The sequence below is a fragment of the Hyphomicrobium sp. genome (assembly GCF_036262015.1).
Lineage (GTDB): Bacteria > Pseudomonadota > Alphaproteobacteria > Rhizobiales > Hyphomicrobiaceae > Hyphomicrobium_C.
In genome coordinates this window covers 1,046,532-1,071,037 of sequence record NZ_DATAJR010000008.1, presented here as the reverse complement: position 1 = coordinate 1,071,037, position 24,506 = coordinate 1,046,532, and the positions used below count along the sequence as shown (strand labels likewise).

Sequence of the window (24,506 nt, the reverse complement as noted above, 5' to 3'; positions counted from 1 at the left end):
GAAGCCCTACGCTATTTGGCGTCAGGTTGGGTCTTTGACGTTTCTCCGCCAATCTTTTCGGTTTTGGGTGTCGGCGATCCGGACGAGGAAGCGCCCAATGCCGATTTCTTGTTGTCGTCCGCGACGGTGATCTTTGCCCCGTCCCGCAACCGGTCGGCACCGTCAACTACGACCTTGTCACCCGGCGACAAGCCTTCGAGCACCACGACGTGCTTGTCGTCTGCAGCGCCGAGCTTGACAGGGCGGACAGTGACCGTGCCGTCGTCATTGGTCCGATAAACGAAGGTTCCGGGTACCCCCAGCTGCACCGCGGCGTTGGGCATGAGCGTCACGCCGTTCAAAGTGTTCGTAATGAGCTTCACGTTGACGAACTGGTTCGGAAATAGAAGCTCGTCCTCGTTCTGAAAGGTCGCGCGGAGTTTCACGGTGCCGGTCGTGGTGTCGATCTGATTGTCGACCGTCGTAAGGGTACCGCTTGCGAGCAGATTGCTGGCATTGCGATCGAAGGCTTGAACGGTCAGCTGTTGTCCAGAACGCAACTTCTGAATGAATTGCGGGATGGCGTCTTGGGGTAGCGGGAAAATGACGGAGATGGGCCGCATCTGTGTGATGACGACGAGACCACCTGCCGTGCTCGGCTGGACGTAGTTGCCAGGATCGACGAGGCGTAGTCCCACCCTTCCGTCTAACGGCGACACAATGCGGCAGTAATTCAGATTCAACGTGGCGTTTTCCACCAGCGCCTTGTCCGAGGCGACAGTGGCTTCGTTCTGCTTCACCAGCGCGCGTTGCGTATCGACCTGCTGACGGGCGATCGAATCTTGCGTCATCAGTTTCTCGTAGCGCGCAAGGTCGATCGTGGAGGCGGCGAGCTGCGCCTCGTCACGCGCAAGCTGCCCTTGAGCCTGCCCCAGCGCCGCCTGATAGGGCCGCGGATCGATCTGCGCCAGGAAGTCGCCCTTCTTGACTTCCTGCCCCTCCTGGAAGCCGACCTCAGTGAGATAGCCGCTGATCTGCGTCGTGACAGTAACCGTGTTGAGTGCGGTCACCGTACCGAGACCGTCCAGCACCACGGGCATATCGCCTTGCGCGAGCGGCGCCACTTTCACATTCACGCCGACATCGCCCTGATGACGGGCCGGGTGATCGGCGTTGGGTTTCGACAGGTTCCACCACGCAAGCGCACCGGCTCCAGCAACAAGGAGCAGCAACGCCATAAAGACGCCAAAGCGACCGCGTTTGCGTGCCTTGTGTTCAGGCGGCGCGGCAACATCGTGGCCACCGTCACGTGCGAGCTTGTCCATCGACCAAAGCTTTCGCGAGAACCCAGCCGTCCGCCAACAGGTCAACCGGGGAGCAACGAAACCCTAGGCGGAGTACCGATACGCCAATCCAGAACTAACGAGGATGGCGTCCAAAATCCGTCTGGCCCAGCACAGGATATGTTGAGGCAAAGCCACGTACGCAAGCAGGAGCTGGCGCAGCGCGGCTCGCTTTCACACCCCGGCGTATCAAATCAATGGATTTACTGAGTAATACGGGGAAGCGGGGCCGCACCGCACGACGCCATAATGGTTACCGGCCATCCGCCTCGCTATGCCCGCCGGCTCTGAGACCTTACTTCTCGCGTTCGTCCAGCAAGACGCGGGTCTCGGCGAAGGTGTCGCCACGGAAGTAGGTCACGGTTATCGACTTGCCGATCGCGTCATGACCCAACAGCCGCAGGATGTCGTCCACACCGGTAACCGGCGTACCGTCGATACCGACGATCACATCGCCCGGTCGCAGACCAGCCCGATCCGCCGGACTGGAAGCATGAAGATCGCGAATGGCGACACCGCTTTCCTGACTGAGGTTTGCAGCATAAGCAGCGCGCCGCCTCAACGGGACCTGCTCACCCGCTATGCCGAGACGAGCCCGGCGCACCCTGCCGTGAGCCAGCACCTGCATCAGCACATTGAGCGCCGTACTGGATGCCACTGCGAATGCAATACCCTGCGCGCCCATGATCATAGCCGTGTTAATGCCGATCACTTCGGCATGCGACGATAGAAGCGCGCCACCCGAGTTTCCGGGGTTCAACGCCGCATCCGTCTGTATGACATCCGAAATAAGGCCACCGTTCTGCGCACGCAAAGACCGGCCGACGGCACTCACGATGCCGGCCGACACCGAAGATTGAAATCCCAGCGGATTACCGATGGCGATTGCGATCTGGCCTGGCTTCACACGCTTCGAATCCGCGAGCATGGCAGTCGGCAAGTGATCCATGGTTTCCGCGCGAAGAACAGCGATATCGGTGTCCGCATCGCGTCCCAATGTCCGCGCGGAGAAACTCCGGCCATCGGCGAGCGTAACGCGCACGTCCCGCGCGCCATCCACCACATGATTGTTGGTGAGTATGATTCCGTCGGGCGAGACAATGACGCCAGAACCCGAGCCTTGCGATGCCCGTCCATCACGCTCGCCTTTGACGCCAACGTGAACGACGGCAGGGGACACCGCGTCCACGGCGCCCGTGACAGCTTCAGAGTAACTGTCGAGCCGATCTCGATCGGTGGCGCCGGAATGCTCCGGTTTACCCGTCCTGTTGCTCGTATTGGAGAGGAAGGAGAGGCCGTACATGATTGCTCCCTTCTCCGGTCGGCGACGCGAAAACTAGCCGTGGCGCTGCCGGGATGATTGGTGGTGGGCGGGGAGATGGGAACTGCGCCACACCAGTACAATAGGGCCCGCGTGGGTCGCCCAGCTGACCATGCAGCGAACGCCGGACTGATGTGCGGCGGTTACGCTATCGCGTTAAAGCCCTACGAGACCTTCGGCCTGCCCTCGACCGGCCTCTGACGCCGGTCCCCTCGTTGCGCCCTACCCTCCAGCACGAATTCCACCTACCCAAAGTATGAATTGGGCAACGGGGGCGTTTCCTGCTTTGCTTTTTTCACCAGCTGCGAGAGATCTTCCACCATCCAAGAAAAGAGTTCCGCGCCTTCTGCGCGCGTCGCCAGACTGGGTTTGCCCGTAACACCGTTTGTGCTGGTGCGGTTGACGGGGTGGGAAAAAACCAAGCCCGCCGTCCGATCGGGGTCATCTGAGCCGTCTATCGCGTCAATTCTCACGATCTCAGGCGCGACTGCGAGCATCAGAGCCGTCTCGGCGCGGTTTGCGTGCCAATCATCCCCATCGGAGCAGTGAGAGGCGCGTACGCGTTGACTGATCTGAGCCGTGTTGATGACGGCGACCATGAGGTCGTCGTATTCCGCTCTCAGCATCTCAAGCGCGCATCGAAGGGGGGCCGCGTTCGTCACGTGGCCATTTACAATCAGCAGTCGGCGCACACCACTAGAGTACGCCCAATCACCGATTTCCTTCACGAGGGTAATGAGCGTAATGGGCTGCAACGCAATCGTGCCCGGCCAACGGCGGCTGTGGCCCAGCGAACAGCCATACGGCACGGTCGGAAGCATCAACGCGCCCGTTTTCTCCGCCACCGCGCGACAAAGCTTGTCTGCGATTACAGTGTCCATGCCCGTGGCAAGATGCGGCCCATGCTGTTCTGTTGCGCCGACTGGAAGCAGTGCGGTGTAATTCGCTGTAGCGAGATCGGCGGGAAACTCGGTCCAAGTGCGTTCTGCCCAATTCATATCGAATCCAATATTTTTGAACGGCGTCGGATCCATCACCTGCAGGCCATCGGGAGGGCGACGTCGAAAGGGAAGAAAAAGGAAAGCGTTGCCAGGGGAGCTGTGCAACGCTTTCCAGTCGAGAGAGCGGGCTTGGTACTCGCTCTCCTGCTTTCGGCTTTAGTAGAATTTCAGGTAGCGGTTCACTTCCCACTGCGAGACGTGATTGGTGTAGGCATGCCACTCGTCACGCTTGAATTCCAACCATGAATTGAACATCGCCTCTCCAAACACTTCCTTGGAGAGAGGATCGGCCTCGAAGGCGTCAAGAGCTTCAGAAAGTGTTGCAGGCAGCTGCTTTACGCCCAGCTCCGCCAGTTCCTGTGGCGACTTCAGATACATGTTGTCCAAGTGCGGATCGCCCGGATCCAGCTGCTGCCGCACGCCCTCAAGACCCGCCCTGATGGTCATCGCGGCACCGAGATACGGGTTGCAGGCACTGTCGGCCACGCGCAGCTCGACGCGCCCGCCACTCTTCGGAATGCGAACGGTATTGGTGCGGTTATTGTTGCCGTAGCACAAGAACACCGGCGCCCAGGTGAAGCCGGACATGCTGCCCTTGGTCACAAGACGCTTGTAGCTGTTCACAGTCGGCGCCACTACGGCACAAATGGCGGGCAAGTGCTTCAGAACGCCAGCGATGAAGTGGTAGCCAAGCTTGTCGAGTTTACAGCCACGCGGGTCGGTCGCCGAGGCGAAGAGATTCTTCCCCGTGCCTTTATCAGCAAGCGACATATTAAAGTGTGCACCGCTGCCCGCGCGGTCCGCGTAAGGCTTGGGCATGAACGTGGCAAACCCGCCGTGCTTGCGAGCAATCTCATGCGCCATCAAGCGGAAGAATACATAGCGGTCCGACATCGTCAGCGCATCGGCGTGACGGAAGTCGATCTCGAACTGACCGATACCGTCTTCATGATCGAGCGAATAGACGTCCCAGCCGAGGTCATTCATGGCGTTGACGAGTTCAAACAACCAGCCGCGATTGTCGAGAAAGCGTGAAACGTCGTACGCCGGCTTGGCAAGGTGGTGACGTTCGGACAGTGGCTTGAATCCCTCCTGATCATCGTCTTTGAGAACGAAAAATTCCGCCTCGATGCCGAGGTTCACGCCGTAGCCCATCTCATCAGCGATGGCCAATGTGCGCTGAAGGATGTTGCGACTGCAGGGCTCGAAGGGTTTCCCGCCGCACCACAGATCGCTCGCGAACCACGCCACATCGTTGTTCCACGGAAGAACGGTTGCCGAGCGAATATCGGGATGCGAGGAGACCTCTTCGTCACTGACATCCTGCGGCACGCCATCGAGTGCGGCGCCCGTGCAGAGCTCGGAGCCGTCGACCATGTCCTCAATATGAGGAAGCGGCACGACCTTGGTTTTTGATACGCCGTGCATGTCGACGTAGCTTGGCATCATGAACTTGACGCCGGCATTCTCGAGTTTCTTCTTGAGCGTCGCGATTGAACTAGCTTTGTCTGTAGTCATAGTTTCCTCGTAGTTTGTTGTTTTTGCCGCCGGGCGTGAGCACTGCCGCTTGGAAATGCGCCAGCGCTCAGCCCAAATCCGTTTCGATTGTTTGTCAGTAGACAGCGATGACGTAGCCGAGAGCGATCACTCCCGCGCCTGCCAGAAGTGTCAGATAGGGAAGGATGCCTGCCCTCGTCTTGACTTCGGACTCATCGACACCGGCGAAATCCTCGAACGTCTGCTCCGGGAACTTTCCGCGATCGACAATGAAGTGACGGAACGCGAAGACCGGCAGGATCATCAGCGCGACGGCGAAGCCTGCCGCAAGCGTTCCGGGTCCCCAGATGTTTGCACCCATGCCGAGCAGAAGCAGGTTGACGAAACCGAGTACCGCGCCCGCCGCCAACACCATTGTCGGAGCCTTGTAAGGACGCGGCATCTCCGGTCTGTCGATGCGATGCAGCCAACCGGATTGCAGGTTGAGGAAGTTGAAGATCATGTAGTTGACGTTCGCGATCGCCAGCAGGAACACGTAGTCCGACATCATCAACAGCAGCATGTTGAAGCCGAGGTCGGTCCACATGGCCGAGACCGGCGCGCCGTGACTGTTGACGCGATTGAGGTAGCGGGGAAGCCACCCATCGACGGAGCCCTGGTAGAGAGTACGGGCGGAACCTGCCATCGACATGCTGACCGTCAGAAGCAGGGCCAGGATGAGCATCACGATCAGGATTTTTGCCACAATGGCGCTCGCGCCGATCATCCCGGCCATCGCGTCGGCGACGCCCATCCCGCTGTAGATTCCGGGATCCAACATTCCGTTCAGGCCGAGAGCGCCTTGGAACGCGAGAGGGACGAGAGAGAACACGAACACACACAGAAGGCCGGCGGCAATCAATGACCTCGGTGTATCCGTGCCCGGGTTTTGAAACTCACGCGTGTAGCAAACCGCTGTTTCAAATGCGTAGGTGGACCAACCCGCGATAAACAGGGCACCCGCGAATACGGTCCAGCCCGCCATATCCCAGGCACCTGGGACAGGATTGCCGGCAGCGTCACGGGCCAGAGGTACGAAAGGTTCGAAACTCTCAGCGGAAATGTTCCCGGACAGGATCGGAACCAAGCCTATGATGATCAGCGGAGCCAGCGCCGTGATGGCCAATACCTTCTGCAGGTTTGCGGCCTTCAGGACGCCGCGATGCTGCACAGCGAAGACCACCAGCACCAACACCCATCCCAATACGAAGACAGAGTTTATGCGTAGGCTCAGGCCCTGCTTCAGGAAATCCAGATTCAACAGAGTGATCTGCCAGGTCTGGACCCAATGATCGGCAGGAAAAAACAGATTGAGGATATAGCCAGCGCCGAGACCGGTACCGATTGCGAGCACGGGCGACCAGGAGAACCAGTTCGACCAAACCGAAATCGGCCCTAGCATCTTGCCATAGCGCACCCAAGCGAGTGCGCCGTAGACCGACGCACCGCCTGACTTGTGCGGGTACATCGAGGAAATCTCTGCGTACGTAAACGCCTGAACGAAACCGAACAGTGCTGAGATCGTCCAGACTAGCGGCGAGATGTTACCGGCGGTAGCGGCAATGGCCCCGACAGAGAACAAGACCAGCGCTGGTGTTCCTGCCGCAAACCAAAATGCGTGCGTCCAGTTCAAACTGCGAACAAGGGAATAGTGGTCTGCGGCACCCGCCCGCTGGGCGGCTGCCTGGGGCAGCGTCGTGTCGGTCATCTATCCTCCCTCCGGCGGTCGGCACTTTGTGCTCTATCCGCCTTCCACTTGGCGTTCAGTCCCTAAGGATTGCGACCTTGACAGGCATTGATTGATCGGTCAATCAAAAATGCAGATGCGATCAACAACGACGCTTTCGCGCGACGTATACGAGATTTCGGGAGCTCTACAGAATGGGCGGCAACAGTCGCGCCGGCGGGAAGTTCGCGTTACTTCTGATATCCGACATAGGCCCAAAACGCGTCGCGCAGCGTATCGACCGCAGCCGCAATGTCGAGCCGCGGCTGAATGATGGAGCGAACCATCACCCCATCAAGGTGAGTCGACGCGAACACCGCAGCGGCTTGCGGAGACACATTATTGAACAGTCCCGCACGCTGTCCTCGACGAACGGCCTTGGTCAGGATCTGGATCTCAACATCATAGAACTTGCTGACCACGTCATCCAAGACGCGGGTCTGCGATTGCGAGCTCGAGTAATCCATCAGAATTTTGACAAGCCGGCGGATATCACCGGCAAGCTCGACGTGCATCTGGAACCAATCATTGATCAGATCCACCGGCTCGGAGTGCTTGCTTGCGACGTCGTCGTAGTTGCGCATCGCGGCGCCGACCGCTTCTTCGAGCGCCGCGCGGAACAACGCTTCCTTGTCCTCATAGTAATAGTAGAGGAGAGACGTGTTGACGCCCGCGAGTTGCGCGATGTCCTTGATGGTGATTGCCGAATAGTCCCGCATGGAAAACAGGTTCAGCGCCGCGGAAAGGATCTCCTGTCGCCGCGCCAAGCCCTCCTTCTGCGACGAGCCCTTTTGGATGGCTTTTGCGGTCCGTGTCTTGGTCGTCATGATACGTATGCGTCCTCATTGCCCGATACGGGCGAACCGAAAATATATGAACCCACCAAAACAACGTACACCGCTTCCGGCAGGCCCCGCCCAATAAGAGCGCTGATCCATGCCTGACCTACAACGGATCATCGACAATATACATGCAGAGCTTCTTCCGCAGCTGGGCACAGGCAAAGTTGCCGATTACATCCCGGAGCTTGCTAAGGTCAATCCTCACAGATTTGGGATTGCGGTCGCAACGGTGGGCGGGGGATCGTATTTCGCAGGAGATGCCGGAGAACCATTCTCAATCCAGAGTATTTCAAAGGTTTTTAGCCTGACGCTTGCGCTCGGCAAACACGGGGATGCGCTTTGGAGTCGCGTTGGACGAGAGCCATCGGGAAGCAGCTTCAATTCGATCGTTCAGCTCGAGCACGAGAGTGGCGTTCCACGAAACCCCTTCATCAACGCCGGGGCTATCGTCGTCTGCGACGCCATCCTAGCCGGGCACCGTCCCAGGGAAGCCATTGGCGAAATCCTACGATTTGTCCGGTCCGTCGCTGACGACGATACGATCGCCATCGATCCAGCCGTTGCACAGTCCGAGCAAAAGACCGGATTCCGCAACGTCGCTCTGGCGAGCTATATGCGGTCCTTTGGCAATCTCCTACATCCGGTCGAACTGACACTCGGCGTCTATTTCCATCAATGCGCGATTTCAATGACCTGCCGCCAGCTCGCCCGAGCCGGCTTGTTCCTGGCCAATGGCGGACACATGCCGCAGACGGGACTGACTGTCGTTTCCCGTGATCGGGCGCGACGCATCTGTGCATTGATGCTCATGTGCGGCCACTACGATGGATCGGGTGATTTCGCGTTTCGCGTCGGACTTCCGGGCAAGAGCGGCGTGGGCGGAGGTATCCTGGCCGTGGCGCCAGGCCAGGCATCCGTCGCCGTCTGGTCGCCTGGCTTGGATGAACACGGGAACTCACAATTGGGGACGCGTGCGCTTCAGTTGCTGGCGGAACGCACGGGGTGGTCGATTTTCGGCTGATGGCCCATAGGCGGCCTATTCACTGATCGGCCGCGCGCCGAAGGGTTCTTGAAAATATTGGGGGAAACCCGTACATTTCAGCTAAGAGGACGGCCTCTTCTTGCAAAGCAACGTCCGGGACGGCCCGGCCCTGGAGGGGCTGAGCGTGACCTGGAACCGACCATTTTCTTCGCTAGGCTATCGGAAATCGCCTCTGCGTCGTTCAGACATAGGGCCGACGCCTCATCCAACACATCTCGAACAGATCCATAGTCGTGACGACGGTCACGATTATCCCGCCTCTGAAAACATGCGCGCTGCCTATCACGACGCTGTGACCCAGCGAAGCGGCATGATGGGCACTCCACAAACCGAGCTGCAGAAGCCTGCCGAGCACTCAGCAGCCGTGCCCGCGATCGGATCCGCAACCGTATCGAGCGTCTTCTTTTCACTGAGGGGGAGCCTGCCGCGTGAACAATGGTATCTGGCAATGGTCATTGCGGTGTCTGCCTTCGGTCTCGTTGCCTCATTGCTCCTCGGAGGTGGGGACGAGAGCTATGGCCGTTCCGAATGGTCGCCGACATGGCCATTCGTTGTTTGGTGCCTTGCCACACTTTGCATCGTGACATTGCTATGTGCAAAGAGGCTTCTGAATTGCCACCGGCCGGTGTGGTTGGCGTTGCCCATACTCGGTCCTGGCCTTCTACTCGTGTTTGCCTTGGGCACAGGCGCGCCGTGGTCAACGTTCACACTGATGGCAAGCTATCTGGCCGCGTTGACGTTGCCGGGTTTGATAGCCTGTGCGGTCTACGACGCAGACGACTGATTCACGACCGTACTATCTGAATCAAGCAATCCGGATCCCAGCCCGCGGGAGAAAATTGAAGACCTTTTGTATTTTTTCTCCGAGGGTCATCCAGAATACAGCGCGCCTGGAGTGAGCTGCCAGTGATCGCGCACGCGTGGCGATCAGCTGCGCGGCGGGTCGCCGTGTTGGGTAGTGGCAATCGCAGAGCAAGTGATGCGCTTCACGTGCGGAGAGATCGAAGAATGCGACCGCATCAAGATACGCATCGCTCTCAAGCCCCTGGCTCCGAAGAACTGGGTCGGAGAACGCGACTGATAGTGGAGAACTGTCTGATCGCAACGACCGCAGTTCGCGTTCAGTAAGCGCTTCGAGTTGGGAAAACGGGCGCACAGGGGCAATGTAGGCGTCGAGCAAAGCAGCAAACCGCTCTAGTCGTCCGCGGCGCACGTCAGCCCGCGAAACCAACGGCGAGGCAACCACCTTTGCGACGGGTTTCAACTCTTCGACTGAAATGTGTTTCATGGGAACCTCCAGCCACCCAGCCTGGGACATGCGTCAAGGGGAGCCAGAAGCCTCCAGGTGCGGAAGGCAGCGCGTCGGAGGCCTCAACAGCCCGGGACTGATACGGGTGCGATCAAATCATCGCCGGGCCGGGGAAGAAGTTCCCACGCGACCCAAAAAAAATTTACGTCGTCGTAGACCTCGCAAGCCAGCTTCGTCTGCGGCTTCCGACGCCACCAAACAGAATGCCGGTTGTCATCCCGATTGCGGACGGGCCATAGGGCCGCGTCCGTGCCGAGTGGATGTCGCGCGGCGAGGACCGCTACTGGGAGTTGGCGACCAATCCGCCCTCATCAACTGCCCTGCGCAAAACGCCATATCGCCCCCGTCATTAAGCGCGCGTTTACCGTGCTTGAGCGAGTCTGCTCCAACATTTGCCACGGTTGTCCTGCAAGTCGGAAAACTGATTTTAGCGAATCGGCCCGCGTTACATGCCACGGAAGAAGCATCCGCTGCGTGCTGCAGCCTCCTATTTTTCAACAGGTTGGCGGTTTGCACTGCCGGCTTTGGTCGGCGCCGGCGCGACCCTCATTGTTGGCGCGGCGGCCGTGCCGACTGCGGAGGCAAAGTCTCCCGGCGCCCGCTACTGTTTCAACGGATATTGCCATCGCGTCGGGACGTTGGCGCAGACCGACACGCTTGTCGGCTGGCGCGGCTATTTGCTCGCCTCCTACTACGATAGCTGCAAGCTCGATCGCTTGAACCCCTGCGGACTGACCAGCTCGGGCGCCGTCTTCCGCCCCGATCTCCCCGACAACGCCGCAAGCCCGCTGCTGCCGGACGGCACCGTCATCCTCGCCTACAATCCCAAGACCGGCGACGCCTCCGTGCTGCGCGTCACCAACGCCGGCCCCTACAGCGGAAAGCGCAAGCTGGACGTATCGCGCGCGGCTGCGGAGAAGCTCGGCTTCAGTAAGCAGGGGGTGGCGGGTCTTGTCATCAGCGTCCTGCAATCTCCGACGCATGCCGAGGCGAACTACGTACGCAGGCGCGTGTACCCAGCGGTTCCCGGCTACCTAGGCAGGTTCGAGACCTTCGATATCGCGCTCGAGGCGGCCCAGGAGCGCCTCGACGTCCCTGGGGAGGGCGAGCAGCCGGCCGGAGACACGGACACACCCCTAGAAACCGCCGCGCTGGTGCCCAGACCACAACTCGCGGTTTCCCCCTCCCTCGCCCGCGAGCTGGTGATGTTGCGCTCCCCCCCACGACCGGTGAGCCGGGGGGTACGGCTTGTTCAGGGCCCGCGTCTCGTGAGCCGAGACAGCTTCAAGGCGCGCCAGGCTCCTGAAGCAGCTGGCCCGACGATAGATTTCGCATCAGGTCTGCAACGATATCTGCTGGAGCCGAGTGCGCCCGAAGGCGGAAAATAGTCAGCGCGCCTCGAAGCGGGCTCTGCGCCCGGTAGCGCTCCATCCAGGATGCCCGCTCTTCATCGAACACCGAGCGTCTTCGAAGAGAGGCTGTTAGCGCCCGTCTTTGGTCTGCTGCAGAGTGTTCTTGTAAATCTTGCCGTCCTTCATGATGACGACGAGGTTCCTGGCCGGATCCGTGAGCAACTTGATGTCGGCGATGGGATCGCCGTCAACCAGCAGAAGATCAGCGAGCGAGCCTCCCTCGACGACGCCGAGCTTGCCCGGGTACGGGTTGCGCTTCCCAGACATCGCCAGCAGCTCGGCGTTGGTTCCGGTTGCCATGACGAGCGTTTCAGCCGGTGTGTACCACCGCGTGAACTTGACCAGCAATTCGCCCTGACGCTGCGCCAGCCTCTGCGAGAACAGGATGTCCGTGCCCCAGGCCGTCTTGAGTTTGTATTTTTTTGCCAGCTGGATGGTCTTGTCTGTGCCCGCGAACACTGTGAACGCCTTGGCGCGCTCTTGCGACCCGGGCGGAAACGCATCGGCCATCTCGTCCGGAAAAGCCTGAGTGCTGAGCCAGATGCCGCGCTCGCCGATCAGCTTTGCCGTCTCCTCGTCCATGAGGTGACCGTGCTCGATACATTTCACACCGGCGGCGATGGCGCGCTGGATCGAGATCGGCGTGTAGGCATGCACGGTAACGTAGGTGCCCCAGTTCTCGGCCGCCTCCACGGCGGCGTGCAGCTCGGCCTCCGTAAAGGTCGAGGCATCAAGCGGGCTGTTGGGCGACGCGACACCGCCGCCCGCCGTCAGCTTGATGTGCGACGCGCCCTTCAGAAGCTGCTCGCGCACCCGCACGCGGACTTCGTCCGGACTATCGGCGACCATTGACGCTCCGGTCCGCTCTTGCCGCGAGAGAGGCGCGCCGATGACACGGGGCAGCTCATTGGCATTGCGGAAGTCGCCATGGCCGCTCGTGACCGTGATGATGGCGCCGGACGGAAAGATGCGTGGCCCAACGACGATACCCTCGTCGATCGCGCGCTTCAGCCCGAACGACGGCCCGCCCACGTCGCGAACGGTAGTAAACCCGCGCATCAGAGTGTCCGTAGCCTCGGCGCCCGCAACCAGATTCAGATAGCCAACGTCGTCCGTAAGAAGCGATGCCGGCGTGGGCCGAACGAGCATCGCGTGCCAATGCGCATCGATAAGGCCTGGCATGAGCGTGCGCCCGCCGCCGGCAATGACATTGGCCGTGGAACCGCCATCGATCGGAATGGGGTCTTTGGAGATGATATCGATCGTGTTGCCGCGGATCAGAACATTCATAGGTCCGCTCAGCGCATCGGTCTTGCCGTCGAAGATGCGGACGTTCTCAAATAGTGTGAGAGCGGCTGGCTCGGCGGCGTGTAGGCTATGCGTGAGGCAAAGCAGAGCGGCAACAATAGAAGTCCGAAACAACATTGGATCCTCCTGCGCGGTCCCCATAGCGGCAACGTATCTGGAACCTTGCCACCCTAATTGAGAGCCCCCTGTCAGCCCACCGTCTAGTGGTTAAGGATCCGCCTCAGTCGCCCCATACTGGGTCTGACGCATGCCGACAGCACAACGGTTCGGTCCGGCGAGAGACCTAGCTGTCGCACTTCAGCCTTGGCGACCGTCCGGATACAGAATTCCATCGGCGCGATGACCTGCAGGCAGGCACGGAGATCCGAGTTCGCGTCCGCCAGAGGGGCGTCGAGCCACAGACCAACCTCCCCCTCAGGCTCCCGCCACAACTCAAGAACAAAACAAAAACGAGCGCTTCAGTTTACCTTCAGGTTCGCAAGGTACTGCAAGCGGCCCCGCATGACCAAGCCATCCCAGGAGGCCGTTCCTATCATGGTTGCAACAAACCCCCTGCCATTCGAGGGGTCCGTTTCGAATACTGCGATTTGCGCGCTTTACCGCAGCAAAGCGGAGAGCAATCCTGTAAAGCTCCTCACGAACAAGCCTGTTGCCACAATCACCTCGACCAGAAAAGCACGAACGGTCCTCGCCAAGACGGACCGCAATCTCCTGACGCCTGCCGGTGTCCGCGGAGCACAGAACGAAACAAAAATTGCGCCGTGACGAGTAACGCTGAGCAGGAACATACGATGATAAAGCGTCTGATGGGCAGGTCGTGGTCTAGCGGCGAGCTGATCGTTGCCGTTGCCGTGTTCGTGGCGTTGTTCTGCAACGTCGGCTACTTCAAGTCGGCAGCAAATGCGGTCGGCACGTCCGGCAGCAACCTCATGTTTCTCGGCTCGCTCTTCCTCCAAATGGTGACGCTTTTCATTCTTGTCTTGTCGGCGATCTGTCACCGGTATCTGATTAAACCCATCCTCATCGCGTTCTTGGTGCTGAGCTCGGGACTGACGTACTTCACGACCAAGTACGGCACCATTTTCGACTTCCAGATGATCAGCAATATTTTGGAAACTGACAGCGCTGAGGTTGGCGATGTGCTCAGCACCCAGCTCGGTATCTACGTGCTCCTCTTGGGCCTTCTGCCGTCGTTGGCCATTTGGCGGGCAAAGCTCGTGCATCCGCACTGGAAAACGGAGACGGTCGCGCGCATCAAGCTCATCGCGACCGCCGCGGCCATAATGCTATTGTCATACCTGCCCTTCAGCGCGAACCAAGCATCCCTGGGTCGCGAGCATCGGGACGTCACGAGCAAAGTCATTCCGACGTATGCCGCCTATTCCACCTTCAAGCTTGCGTCGCGATCGATGAAATTCCGCGAACGCGAGCACGTCATTGTGGGAGGCGATGCCAAAGTGCGTGCGGGTGATCCTCACCGCCAGCTCATCGTCATGGTGGTCGGCGAAACCGTGCGAGCCGACCATTGGGGGCTCAATGGTTACGCACGGGATACCACACCCCTGCTGCGGGGCCACGGCGTGATCAATTTCCCCGATTTCTGGTCCTGCGACACCTCAACCGCCAAGTCGGTACCCTGCATGTTTTCCAACCTCGGCAGGGCGAAATTCGATCGCAACGAAGCCGCGCGCCGCGACAATGCTCTGGATGTTCTTGCTCGCGCCGGCGTCGACGTCTTGTGGCGGGACAACAATTCGAGCTCGAAAGGCGTCGCCGATCGCGTCACATACCAGGATTTCAAAGGGCCAGACCTGAACCCGATCTGTGAAAACGGTGAGTGTAGAGACGAAGGCATGCTGCATGGGTTGCAGGAATACATCGACGCTAAAAAGGGCGATATCCTGATTGTGCTGCACCAGATGGGGAATCACGGGCCGGCTTATTACAAGCGGTACCCCAAAACCTTTGAGCGCTTCACGCCGGTCTGCCGCACCAATGATCTGGGCTCTTGCAGCGAGGGGGAAATCAAAAACGCCTACGACAATGCGGTCCTCTACACCGACTATTTTCTTTCAAAAGTAATCGAGCTGCTGAAGCAGAACGAGGACCGGTTTGAAACGGCCATGTTCTACCTCAGCGATCATGGGGAATCGCTGGGAGAGTACGGCATGTACCTCCACGCGACGCCATACTTGATAGCCCCTGACGCGCAGAAGCATATTCCCGCTGTAATTTGGATGGGATCGGCAGTCGAGCACGACATTAATATCGGCGCAATTGATGCACGCCGCCAGCGTCCCTGGTCGCATGACAATGTGTTCTCGACGCTACTCGGGTTCTTTGAAATCGCATCGAATGTCTATGTGCCTGACATGGACCTTCTCCAGCGCGCCGAAACGAAAGTCAGCTCACCCTAGTGCAAGCTCTAGATCGACCAAAGATTTGGGCAGGCAAAGGTGTTCAAAGCACGTCCGCGAGCCGCGCGATCCCAGTTGCGATTTCTCTTTCGGTGAGTGAGGAGAACCCGAGCACGAGGTAGCGTTCACTCTCCGCCGAAGCATCGAAATTGACGGCCGCGCCGGAAGCCAATGTGTACACGCCGACACCGGCTTCGATGGCCAGCTTCTCCACCTTGCTGGCAGACGGCAAATGGCGCGGAAGACGCCAGGCAAGATGCATCCCGGCTTCGTCCCCGATGATTTCGCCGCCGCTGAAGTGCTTTTCCAGAGCGGCCAGCAGCGCATTCCGCCGCGAGAAGTAGAGCTTTCGGATGCGTCGCACGTGGCGCTCGTAGCCACCACTCTCCATGAAGTCCGCGAGCGTTGCCTGCTCGAGCCAAGGCTGCCCATTGTTCATCAGCGTCTTCATATGCCGCGCGCGATCGACCAGCTCCGGCGGAAAGATGACGTAGCCGAGACGAAGGCCGGCACCGAGACACTTCGAAAAAGTGCCGAGGTAGATCACGCGTCCCGTGCGGTCCAAGCCCTTCAAGGCCGCAATGGGGGCGCCGTGAAAGCGGAAGTCGCTGTCGTAGTCGTCCTCCAGAATGTACGAGTTGGTCTCTGCCGCCCACGCCAGAAGTTCAAGGCGGCGCTCCAGAGAGAGCGTTACTCCCAGGGGATATTGATGCGAGGGCGTAACATAGGCGATCGCATTCTTGGCGTTGGGCAACTGCCGGCAATCGAGCCCGCGTTCATCCACACGCACTGGAAAGATATTGGCCCCAAAACTCTCGAAGAGAAACGCCGCGCCCTGATAGCACGGCGACTCGACGACAGCCGTCGAGCCGGGCGATAGCATCATTCGGCTCACGAGATTGAGGCCATCCTGACAGCCGCCGACGATGATGATCTCGTCAGCATCCGTTGCGATGTTGCGAGTGGGACGCACGCGATCGGCAATGGCCCGGCGAAGCTCGATGAAACCCGACGGATCGCGATACTCGGTCAGCGCCGATCCAGCACTCAAGAGCCGCCGGCTGATGAGCTTTGCCCATGTCTTGCGCGGAAACGAGTTGGGATCAGGCCGCCCAACCCAAAAATCGGCGACGAACCGCCGCCTGTGCGGATTTACGAGAGCCTGAGAACGGATGCCTGGGCTTTCGGTCTTAGTCTTTGCGCGCCGTGTGCCACGAGCCGGCACCACTGACCTGTGCGTCGCGGCATAGAGCGCGCCTTCCGGAATTTGCATGGAGATAAACGTTCCGACGGACCGTCGCGTCTCTATGTATCCCTCTGCAATCAAGCGCTCATAGGCAAGTGCGATGGTGTTGCGCGCGATTCCGAGTTGCTCGCTGAGCGCTCGCGTTGCTGGGACCGGCTCGCCCGGCCGCAAGCGCCCCTCTAGGATCATCCCGCGCATTTGCTCGAAAATCTGCGTTTGCAAACTGATCTGGCCAGACTTCTGGAGCTTGAGGGGGAGTGGCATGAATTCCTTCCCGCGGCGAGATGCGCACGACGTGGCACCACGATATATCGCTCGAGTGGCACTTCTATAGGTCCACATCAAGCTGAACATATGGGGCCACGGTAGACAAACTGGCGCGGGATCGCCAAACGCGAGCCATTCTCCGTTATTCCGCGCCAAATCCAATTTTAGATACTCCGTGTACGCCATCGAATAGCTCGCATGAACGGGCTTCTCTGTGGCTCAACGAGTTCGTCGGGTTGCGGACCTAGGTCGGTGCCAAAACTACCCCCAATGTTTGCCGTGTCGAGGCATCCTTGGCGGGGAACATTCTCTTGCAAGGCGTAACGCGGCCGATGGCCCACAACGCACTCCTGTTCCGCGCCGGGGCCTCTGCCGGAGCGCAAGCTTCCGAAGCCAAAAAGTATTCCAAGGAGGAACACGTATGCGCAGATCAGGATGTGCAGCAGCACTACTGATGACGTCGGCACTGGCGATGCCCGCGTTCGCCAATCAGGACGTCATCAAGAACTCAAACGACTCGAAACAGTGGGCCCAGCCGACCGGAGACTATTCAAATCATCGGTTCTCGAAGCTTGACCAGATCAACGCGTCGAACGTTGGCGACCTCAAAGTCGCGTGGACCTTCTCGACGGGTGTTCTGCGCGGCCACGAGGGATCTCCGCTCGTGATCGGGAACGTCATGTATATTCACACGCCGTTCCCGAACAATATCTTCGCGCTCGATCTCGATGATGAGAACAAGATCCTTTGGAAGTACTCTCCAAAGCAGGACCCGTCAGTGATCGCCGTCATGTGCTGCGATACCGTCAATCGCGGCCTGGCCTACGCGGAAGGAAAGATCTTCCTCTATCAGGCCGACACGACCGTCGTCGCGCTCGACGCCAAGACCGGCAAGGAAGCCTGGAAGGCCGTCAACGGAGACCCAAAGAAGGGCGAGACCGGAACGATGGCTCCGATCGTGACCAAAGACAAGGTGATCGTCGGCATCTCCGGCGCCGAGTTCGGCATCAGGGGTCACGTCACCGCCTATGACATCGCGACCGGAAAGCGCGCTTGGCGCGGTTACAATGTCGGCCCGGACAACGAAATGCTGTTCGATCCCGAGAAGACATTGTCGCTCGGCAAGCCTGTCGGAAAGGACTCGTCGATCAAGACCTGGAACGGCGACCAGTGGAAGATCGGTGGCGGCTCGGTCTGGGGATGGTTTTCCTATGATCCCGACCTGAATCTCGTCTACTACGGCAGCGCCAACCCATCGACATGGAACCCGGCCCAGCGTGCTGGACCAGACGGCAAGCAGATCGACCAAAAGTGGACGATGGCGATCATCGCCCGAAACGTCGATACGGGTACCGCGGCGTGGGCCTATCAGATGACGCCGTTCGATGAGTGGGACTACGACGGTGTGAACGAGAACATCCTCGCCGAGCATGAGATCAACGGCAAGAAGCACAAAACGCTCGTTCATTTCGATCGTAACGGCTTCGCCTACACGCTCGACCGCACCAATGGCGAGCTCCTCGTCGCGAAGCCCTACGATCCGGACCTCAACTGGTCATCGGGCGTGGAAATGGACAAGACAAAGCCGAATTACGGCCGGCCAACGGTCATCGCGTCGAAGTCGACATTTCTGAACGGCCCGGACGTCAATTCGAAGAACATCTGCCCGGCGGCACTTGGCTTCAAGGATATGCAGCCGGCAGCCTACTCGCCTCAGACCGACCTGTACTACGTGCCGATCAACAACGTCTGCATGGACTACGAGCCGTTCAAGGTCTCGTACACGCCCGGCCAGCCGTATGTGGGTGCCACGCTTTCGATGTTCCCGCCGGAGGGTAAGACCAACACGGGACACGTCATTGCCTGGGACGCCGCGAAAGGCCAGATCGCCTTCAGTCACGATGAACGGTTCTCAGTGTGGTCAGGCGTGCTCGCCACGGCCGGCGGCATCTTCTGCCACGGAACGCTCGAAGGGTACTTCAAGTGTCGTGATCAGAAGGACGGCAAGGAGCTGTTCAAGCATCGCGTTCCGTCCGGCGTGATCGGCAATGTGTTTACCTACGAGCACAAAGGTAAGCAGTACATCGGCCTCTACTCTGGTGTAGGCGGCTGGGCCGGGATCGGGCTCGCTGCCGGACTCGACAAGCCGACCGACGGCCTCGGCGCCGTCGGCAACTACGCCGGCCTGAAGCAGTACACCGACCTCGGTGGCGCGCTTTCCGTCTACTCGCTGCCATAGCGCTTCCTCCAAAAAAGAGTTGCGGCTTGCGAGCACCTTGGACCGGCACCATTTCGTGCCGGTCCATCTTTCGTTTCGAGGCCCAGGAAGCTTGAACATGCTCGCTCCAGTTTCGGCCGTGGTTCTCTGCGGCAAAATCCAACCCCTCGGCGCCAAAGGTCACTCGAGCGGCATTGCCAAAGTGGTGACCGAAGGCCCTTGGCAGATCACGCGCGTCGGTCTCGTTGGCGACGCGCAGGGGGACCTCAAGCACCATGGCGGCCCTGAAAAAGCCGTGCATCACTATCCTCACGATCACTATGAAGTCTGGCGCGGCGAGATCGGCACGCATCCGCTGCTCGACAAGCCTGGAGCCTTCGGCGAGAACATTTCCACAACGGGCTGGACCGAACAGTCGGTCCATATTGGCGACATCGTCCGGCTCGGATCTGCCCTCTTGCAGGTCAGTCAGGGGAGGCAACCGTGCTGGAAGCTGAATGTACGCTTTGGACGCGACGACGTCGCCTCCCGCACCCAGTCAAGCGGACGCACCGGATGGTATTATCGCGTCCTCAAGGAAGGAACGGCCGAGCCGGCCGATCAGCTCAGCCTCGTCGAACGGCCGCGCCCCAAGTGGCCCCTGAGCCGGCTGGTCACGCTCTTGTACCGCGACAAAGATCTCTACGCTGAGCTAGAGGAAATGGCCGGGATCCCCGAATTAGCCAACAGCTGGCGAACGCTCGCCGCCCGCCGCGTTCAAGCCCGTGTCACGGAAGACTGGACCACAAGATTGAACGAACCTTCGAGGTGACTGGCCAATACCAACGTGGTGTCGGGCGGCATGGAGTAGTTCGCATGTGGTGCGCCTTTGACAAATGCAATCGACAAGGAGATATATGTTATAATATTACGCAAAATAGAACGGCGTGAGGGCCATTGGGATGAACGATCAAAACGTGTCGAAAGTGCTAAAAGGGTGCACGTTGGCATTCTCCTGCGCGTTGACGATGCTTGCCGCCGCACCCGTCTGCGCGTCTCAGGCCTTCATTCCGGAGTACGGACGCGGAACAGTCGTGGTTCTGGACCTCGCTGACAACAAGATCCTCGAACGCATCAAGACCGGAACAAGCACCTGGGGCGTCACCGTCGATGCGACGCGAAAAGTGGCGTACGTCACGAACAGCGGATCCGACGATGTTTCGGTCATCGACACAGAGACCCGCAAGGTCGTTGCAACAATCGACGTTGAACGCAATCCGACAGGCTTGTCGGCGACGGCGGACGGCCGGAAAGTTTACGTCGCGAATGCGGATGCCAATACCGTGTCCGTGATCGATGCCGCGACGCGTAGCGTCATCAAATCAATTGCCGTGCAAAAAAGCCCTCGGTGCATCGTGTCCCATCCGAGCTCCAAGTGGGTCTACGTAACGAACAACCACAGCAGCTCGATATCAGTCATATCGACTGAGACGGACGAAGTCGTGTCGGAGATTCCAGTCGTTGGCGAAAAACCCTACGGCATCGCCGTGCACCCGGATGGCAAGACCCTCTATGTGCCGGTTTTCGAAGCGAATGAACTCGCCGTCATCGATATCGAGACGAAGAAGACCGCAACTATTCCCGTCTCCGCCGGCCCGCAAGGCGTCGGCATCAGCGACGACGGGAAGGATGTCTATGTGTCCAGTGTGACGGAAAATGTCGTAACGGTCATCGATACGGCAACGATGCAAGTGAAGACGCGTATCGCGGTAGGAAATTTCCCCCGTGGCATGAGCTTCGATGCACGGACGAAGCGGATGTACGTTGCGACAACGCGGGCCAACACCGTCACGGTCATCGACGGAGCGACTTATCAGCCAATCGCCACGGTCGACGATCTACTCTGGCCCATGGCATTTGGAAACTTCATCGTTCAACGATGATCCATACTGCCGATCGCATGCCTACCGATCCTTACGCCTGAGTGTATCGGCGACAGTGTCACCTGGTACCTCAGGTGTTGAATGGGACACACGCAGTCTTCCGGGCCATAAATCCCACAAAAAATGGGGAGGAAGTCCCATTCACATGTGCGTCATAATGGATGTTATCTCTTCCCGGGAACATCTGTTGCGAAGTCTGTAAAGGCTTCCCGGCTCAGGTGCCGCGTGCATCTCATCCCAAAAAACAGCGTGCGTTGCGGGGCGAGGACGCCGCCTGCGACGCAAAAAAATATGCGTCCATGGAGGACATGTTGTGCGTATGCGTATCGATACCCTGCGATGAAGTGGAGCGAACGCCAGACATCCTCTTAGGACTCTGACCTGCGTTCGATCCCGATTTTCCAACGAAAACTAGAAAATGTGTCAACCCGCATCCGTGATGCGTTCGGGGGGAAGAGATGACTATTGCCAATTTGAAGGGGGTGCGTTGCAAGAGTATGCGAGTGCCATCGTGCTCCGGTGCAGCGCTTGCGCTCTATGCGTTCTCGTCCGTTGCGCCGGCTTTGGCACAAGAGACGCAGCTCGATCCGTTTGTAATCTCGGCGACGCGCAAATCTGAATCGCTGTCATCCTTGTCCAGCTCGGTCACAACCATCACCAAGGAGGAAATTGAGACCCAGGTTCGCCTGAGCAACAACGACTTGGCCGCAGCGCTCGGAAAGCTCGTTCCCGGGCTCTCCGTCGGCAATCAGACGATGAGCACCTACGGACAGACGCTCCGCGGCCGGAAGCCAATCATCCTTGTTGACGGCGTTCAGCAGAATCCGGCCTTCGATCCCGGCAAAAATCTTTGGGTGATCGATCCGGCCATGATTGAGCGGATCGAAGTCGTTCGGGGGACGACGGCGATCTATGGAGACGGCGCGACGGGTGGCTTGATCAACATCATCACTAAGAAGCCGACTGACGGGGCTCCCGTTCATACGACCGCGGTCGGTACGAATTTCTCGCTGTCGGGCCTCGAGGAGGACAGCTTCAGCAAGAGCATCAGCCACACCACGACCGGCAAGTCCGGCGCCATCGGATATGTTCTGGGCGCATCCTACGTCGACACAGGGGCTTTCTTTGATGCCGACGGCGATCGCATCGCGCCGAACCCGCATCGAGATGGAGGCATTTCGGACACCGAGCAGTGGGACTTCTTCGGAAAAATGTCGGTCGATATCGATCGGCTACAGACCGCTCAGATCACTCTGAATGCCTTCCAGAATCTTCAGGACACGAACTGGATCGGCGACCCGTCTCAGCACGAAGTCTACAACGGCGAGAAGGGGCGCGTCGTGAACGGCGCCCACTTCGATGATCCTGTTGGGGTGAGGAATCTCGCGGCGAACTTCGACTACAATCACCAGGACATCCTCGGAAGCGCCGTACACATCCAGGCCTTCTACAAAGATTACTGGGCACGCTCGACGCCGTTCTTCGGATTTGACCCCATCACGTATCAAGACCGGATCGAATCCGAAAAGGCGGGCGGCCGGCTCGAAATCGATACGCCGGTCTCGAGTGCGGCATCCGTCCTCTGGGGGCTCGACTATGTGCACGAGGACATTAAACAGAACGTTCGCGAAATGGATGCCGCAACGGTTGCCAGCAGCGGCCGGCGAATCTTCCGTTTCAATGGAAAAGAGTGGGGATGGCTGAACCCCTATGCGCAAGACAGCATCGCGGCGTTCGCTCAGGGTGAATGGCGCCCCCTTGATGCATTGACCCTGCGTGCCGGCGTCCGGCACGAAAAGGTTTTCATCGACGTCCCGACCTTCACCGTGCTCGGCACGAACAATGTCGTCGACGGGGGCAAACTTGATTTCGAGGCGACGCTCTTCAATGCCGGCGCAGTGTATGAGTTTTCGCCGTCGCTCAACGTGTTCGCCAACTTCTCTCAGGGCTTCTCCTTGCCGGACGTGCGGCAGGTTCTCCGGAGAGGCCGCGCAGGGCCCACAAGCACGCCGTTCAACGACGTCGATGGTCTGATCATCGAGCCGGAGCTGGTCGACAACTATGAGATCGGCGCCCGTGGAAACTGGGATCGCCTCAGCGCATCTGTCGCGGTCTTTTACAACGAATCCGACCTAGGCGCGAACCCGCCCCTCAATGTCAATTCGGCCATCGTGCGTGCTCCGGAGAAGATCTGGGGCATCGAGGTGACCACGGACGTGCGCGTGACCGAAACGCTGACGTTCGGCGGCACATTCACCTGGCTTGAAGGCAAGCAGGACCTCGAGACCGATACGGTGGGATGGATCTATCTCAACAACCAGCGCATCAGACCTCCGAAGGGCACAGCCTACATCGAGCATCAGACGACGCCTTGGATGAAGAACAGGTTCCAGATGCTCGCAAGCGGACACCGCGATCGGTTCGATGGCACCACTGACGCGTTTAAGCGGGAAATCAGCGGCTATGCGACGTTCGACTGGTTCAGCGAAATCAAGATCGGTGAAGACACCCTGATGCTGGGCGTCGAGAACATCTTCAACCGCCTGTACTACACGCCTCAGTCACAGCAGTTCCTCGAAGGCGACGTCACCCACGCCGCCGCTCAAGGAGCACTCTTCAGCGCGCGCTATACGCACAAATGGTGATGATCATGAGCCGGTTCTCTCGGTTGGTTCTGCTTCTGACAGTAGCGTTGGCATTCGGCACGACTGCGCCGGTGTCGGCAGAAACAATCGTCTATTCGACGGATGAGGGCGCCGGCTCCGTATCCATCATCGACGCGGAAAAGGGGGAAGTGATCGGTAGCATCGCCGTTGGCGACAAGCCGCGCGGTGCTGCCATCACGCCCGACGGCCGCACGATGTACGTCAGCGACCAACCAAACAATGCGCTGGTGGTCATCGATCTGGAACAGAGGAAGCGGGTGAGCAGTATCCGCCTCTCCTCGTCTCCGGAAGGCGTGGCCATTTCAGCAGACGGCAAGTGGATCGTTGTCGCCAACGAGGAGGCCAATACGGTCTCCTTCATCGACACAGCCGACAATACCGAGAAGTTTCAGGTCGCGACCCAAGGGGAGAATCCGGAAAGGGCCCAGTTCAGCCCCGACGGCAAGTGGCTCTACGTCACCGCCGAAAACGGGGCGGAGGTCGATGTCATCGACACGGCTCAGAGGAAATCGATCAAGCTGGTGACGGTTGGCGTGCATCCGCGAGACATTGCCTTCTCCGCGGACGGAAAGAGAGTATTCGTCGCATGCCAGGATTCCGAATTCATGGCCGTCCTGGACGCCACCACGCATGAAAGTCTGGCGCGTGTACCATTCCGAAAGGGTGGCGTTGGGCTAGCGGTGAACCCGGATGGCAAGACCGTCTACATCTCCAACAGGACCGATAACACCGTGACGGCGATCGATGCGTCCTCTCTGAAGATTTTGGCCGAAGTTCCCGTCGGCAAAAGGCCATGGAACATGGCGGCATCGCGCGACGGCAAACTGTTGTTTGTGGCCAACGGCAAATCGAACAGCGTCACCATCATTGATACCGCGACGAACACAGTAGCCAGGGAGGTTCCGGTGGGAGCTACGCCATGGGGCGTCTTCTTGCGTTGATACGCAGTGA

Annotated in this window: 18 protein-coding genes; 10 read left to right on the top strand and 8 right to left on the bottom strand. The window is 59.3% G+C overall.

Translation table 11 applies throughout. From position 1 onward, the window contains the following. Positions 1–11: 11 nt before the first annotated feature. The 6 genes from VHO05_RS13585 to VHO05_RS13560 form a co-directional block, all read right to left on the bottom strand. Positions 12–1,304: an MdtA/MuxA family multidrug efflux RND transporter periplasmic adaptor subunit gene (locus VHO05_RS13585; RefSeq protein ID WP_329647118.1), complete on the bottom strand. Its 1,293-nt coding sequence runs from the start codon at positions 1,302–1,304 to the stop codon at positions 12–14. A gap of 313 nt (positions 1,305–1,617) precedes the next feature. Continuing rightward, the gene (locus tag VHO05_RS13580; protein WP_329647117.1) at positions 1,618–2,625 is read right to left on the bottom strand and encodes a S1C family serine protease; all 1,008 of its coding nucleotides are present in this window, start codon (positions 2,623–2,625) and stop codon (positions 1,618–1,620) included. Between the two features lie 263 nt (positions 2,626–2,888). After that, positions 2,889–3,641: a creatininase family protein gene (locus VHO05_RS13575; RefSeq protein ID WP_329647116.1), complete on the bottom strand. Its 753-nt coding sequence runs from the start codon at positions 3,639–3,641 to the stop codon at positions 2,889–2,891. Positions 3,642–3,800: 159 nt separating this feature from the next. Further along, positions 3,801–5,162, bottom strand: a complete 1,362-nt coding sequence (gene glnT / locus VHO05_RS13570; protein WP_329647115.1) for a type III glutamate--ammonia ligase — start codon at positions 5,160–5,162, stop codon at positions 3,801–3,803. Between the two features lie 94 nt (positions 5,163–5,256). Beyond that, positions 5,257–6,888, bottom strand: coding sequence for an APC family permease (locus VHO05_RS13565; RefSeq protein WP_329647114.1), 1,632 nt, complete (start codon positions 6,886–6,888; stop codon positions 5,257–5,259). 209 nt (positions 6,889–7,097) lie between these two features. Beyond that, positions 7,098–7,733 carry a TetR/AcrR family transcriptional regulator gene (locus tag VHO05_RS13560; RefSeq protein WP_329647113.1) on the bottom strand — a complete coding sequence of 212 codons (636 nt, stop codon included), beginning with the start codon at positions 7,731–7,733 and terminating at the stop codon, positions 7,098–7,100. Between the two features lie 109 nt (positions 7,734–7,842). On the opposite strand from VHO05_RS13560, the gene VHO05_RS13555 reads away from it, so the two are divergent. From VHO05_RS13555 to VHO05_RS13545, 3 genes are all read left to right on the top strand, one after another. After that, positions 7,843–8,769 (top strand): glutaminase, encoded by a 927-nt coding sequence (locus tag VHO05_RS13555; RefSeq protein ID WP_329647112.1) that lies wholly within the window; start codon positions 7,843–7,845, stop codon positions 8,767–8,769. 334 nt (positions 8,770–9,103) lie between these two features. Continuing rightward, on the top strand, positions 9,104–9,574 hold the full coding sequence (locus VHO05_RS13550; protein ID WP_329647111.1) for a hypothetical protein: 471 nt from the start codon (positions 9,104–9,106) through the stop codon (positions 9,572–9,574). Positions 9,575–10,548: 974 nt separating this feature from the next. Further along, positions 10,549–11,487: an RlpA-like double-psi beta-barrel domain-containing protein gene (locus tag VHO05_RS13545; RefSeq protein ID WP_329647110.1), complete on the top strand. Its 939-nt coding sequence runs from the start codon at positions 10,549–10,551 to the stop codon at positions 11,485–11,487. A 93-nt stretch (positions 11,488–11,580) separates the two neighbouring features. Here the strand turns inward: VHO05_RS13545 and VHO05_RS13540 are convergent, their stop codons facing one another. Further along, positions 11,581–12,936 (bottom strand): metal-dependent hydrolase family protein, encoded by a 1,356-nt coding sequence (locus VHO05_RS13540; protein WP_329647109.1) that lies wholly within the window; start codon positions 12,934–12,936, stop codon positions 11,581–11,583. A 384-nt stretch (positions 12,937–13,320) separates the two neighbouring features. On the opposite strand from VHO05_RS13540, the gene VHO05_RS13535 reads away from it, so the two are divergent. Further along, positions 13,321–13,584: a hypothetical protein gene (locus tag VHO05_RS13535; protein ID WP_329647108.1), complete on the top strand. Its 264-nt coding sequence runs from the start codon at positions 13,321–13,323 to the stop codon at positions 13,582–13,584. Between the two features lie 26 nt (positions 13,585–13,610). Next, positions 13,611–15,236 carry a phosphoethanolamine--lipid A transferase gene (locus tag VHO05_RS13530; protein ID WP_329647107.1) on the top strand — a complete coding sequence of 542 codons (1,626 nt, stop codon included), beginning with the start codon at positions 13,611–13,613 and terminating at the stop codon, positions 15,234–15,236. A gap of 43 nt (positions 15,237–15,279) precedes the next feature. On the opposite strand, the gene VHO05_RS13525 is transcribed toward VHO05_RS13530, so the two are convergent. Beyond that, positions 15,280–16,746, bottom strand: a complete 1,467-nt coding sequence (locus tag VHO05_RS13525; RefSeq protein ID WP_329647106.1) for a PLP-dependent aminotransferase family protein — start codon at positions 16,744–16,746, stop codon at positions 15,280–15,282. 424 nt (positions 16,747–17,170) lie between these two features. Here VHO05_RS13525 and VHO05_RS13520 point away from each other — a divergent pair, with 424 nt between their 5' ends. From VHO05_RS13520 to VHO05_RS13500, 5 genes are all read left to right on the top strand, one after another. Continuing rightward, complete coding sequence (locus VHO05_RS13520) at positions 17,171–18,988, top strand: methanol/ethanol family PQQ-dependent dehydrogenase (RefSeq protein ID WP_329647105.1); 1,818 nt, start codon at positions 17,171–17,173, stop codon at positions 18,986–18,988. A 97-nt stretch (positions 18,989–19,085) separates the two neighbouring features. Next, positions 19,086–19,778 carry an MOSC domain-containing protein gene (locus VHO05_RS13515; RefSeq protein ID WP_329647104.1) on the top strand — a complete coding sequence of 231 codons (693 nt, stop codon included), beginning with the start codon at positions 19,086–19,088 and terminating at the stop codon, positions 19,776–19,778. 130 nt (positions 19,779–19,908) lie between these two features. Beyond that, positions 19,909–20,889 carry a beta-propeller fold lactonase family protein gene (locus VHO05_RS13510; RefSeq protein ID WP_329647103.1) on the top strand — a complete coding sequence of 327 codons (981 nt, stop codon included), beginning with the start codon at positions 19,909–19,911 and terminating at the stop codon, positions 20,887–20,889. A 503-nt stretch (positions 20,890–21,392) separates the two neighbouring features. Continuing rightward, complete coding sequence (locus VHO05_RS13505) at positions 21,393–23,534, top strand: TonB-dependent receptor (protein WP_329647102.1); 2,142 nt, start codon at positions 21,393–21,395, stop codon at positions 23,532–23,534. A gap of 5 nt (positions 23,535–23,539) precedes the next feature. Next, positions 23,540–24,496 (top strand): beta-propeller fold lactonase family protein, encoded by a 957-nt coding sequence (locus tag VHO05_RS13500; RefSeq protein ID WP_329647101.1) that lies wholly within the window; start codon positions 23,540–23,542, stop codon positions 24,494–24,496. Positions 24,497–24,506 lie beyond the last annotated feature (10 nt).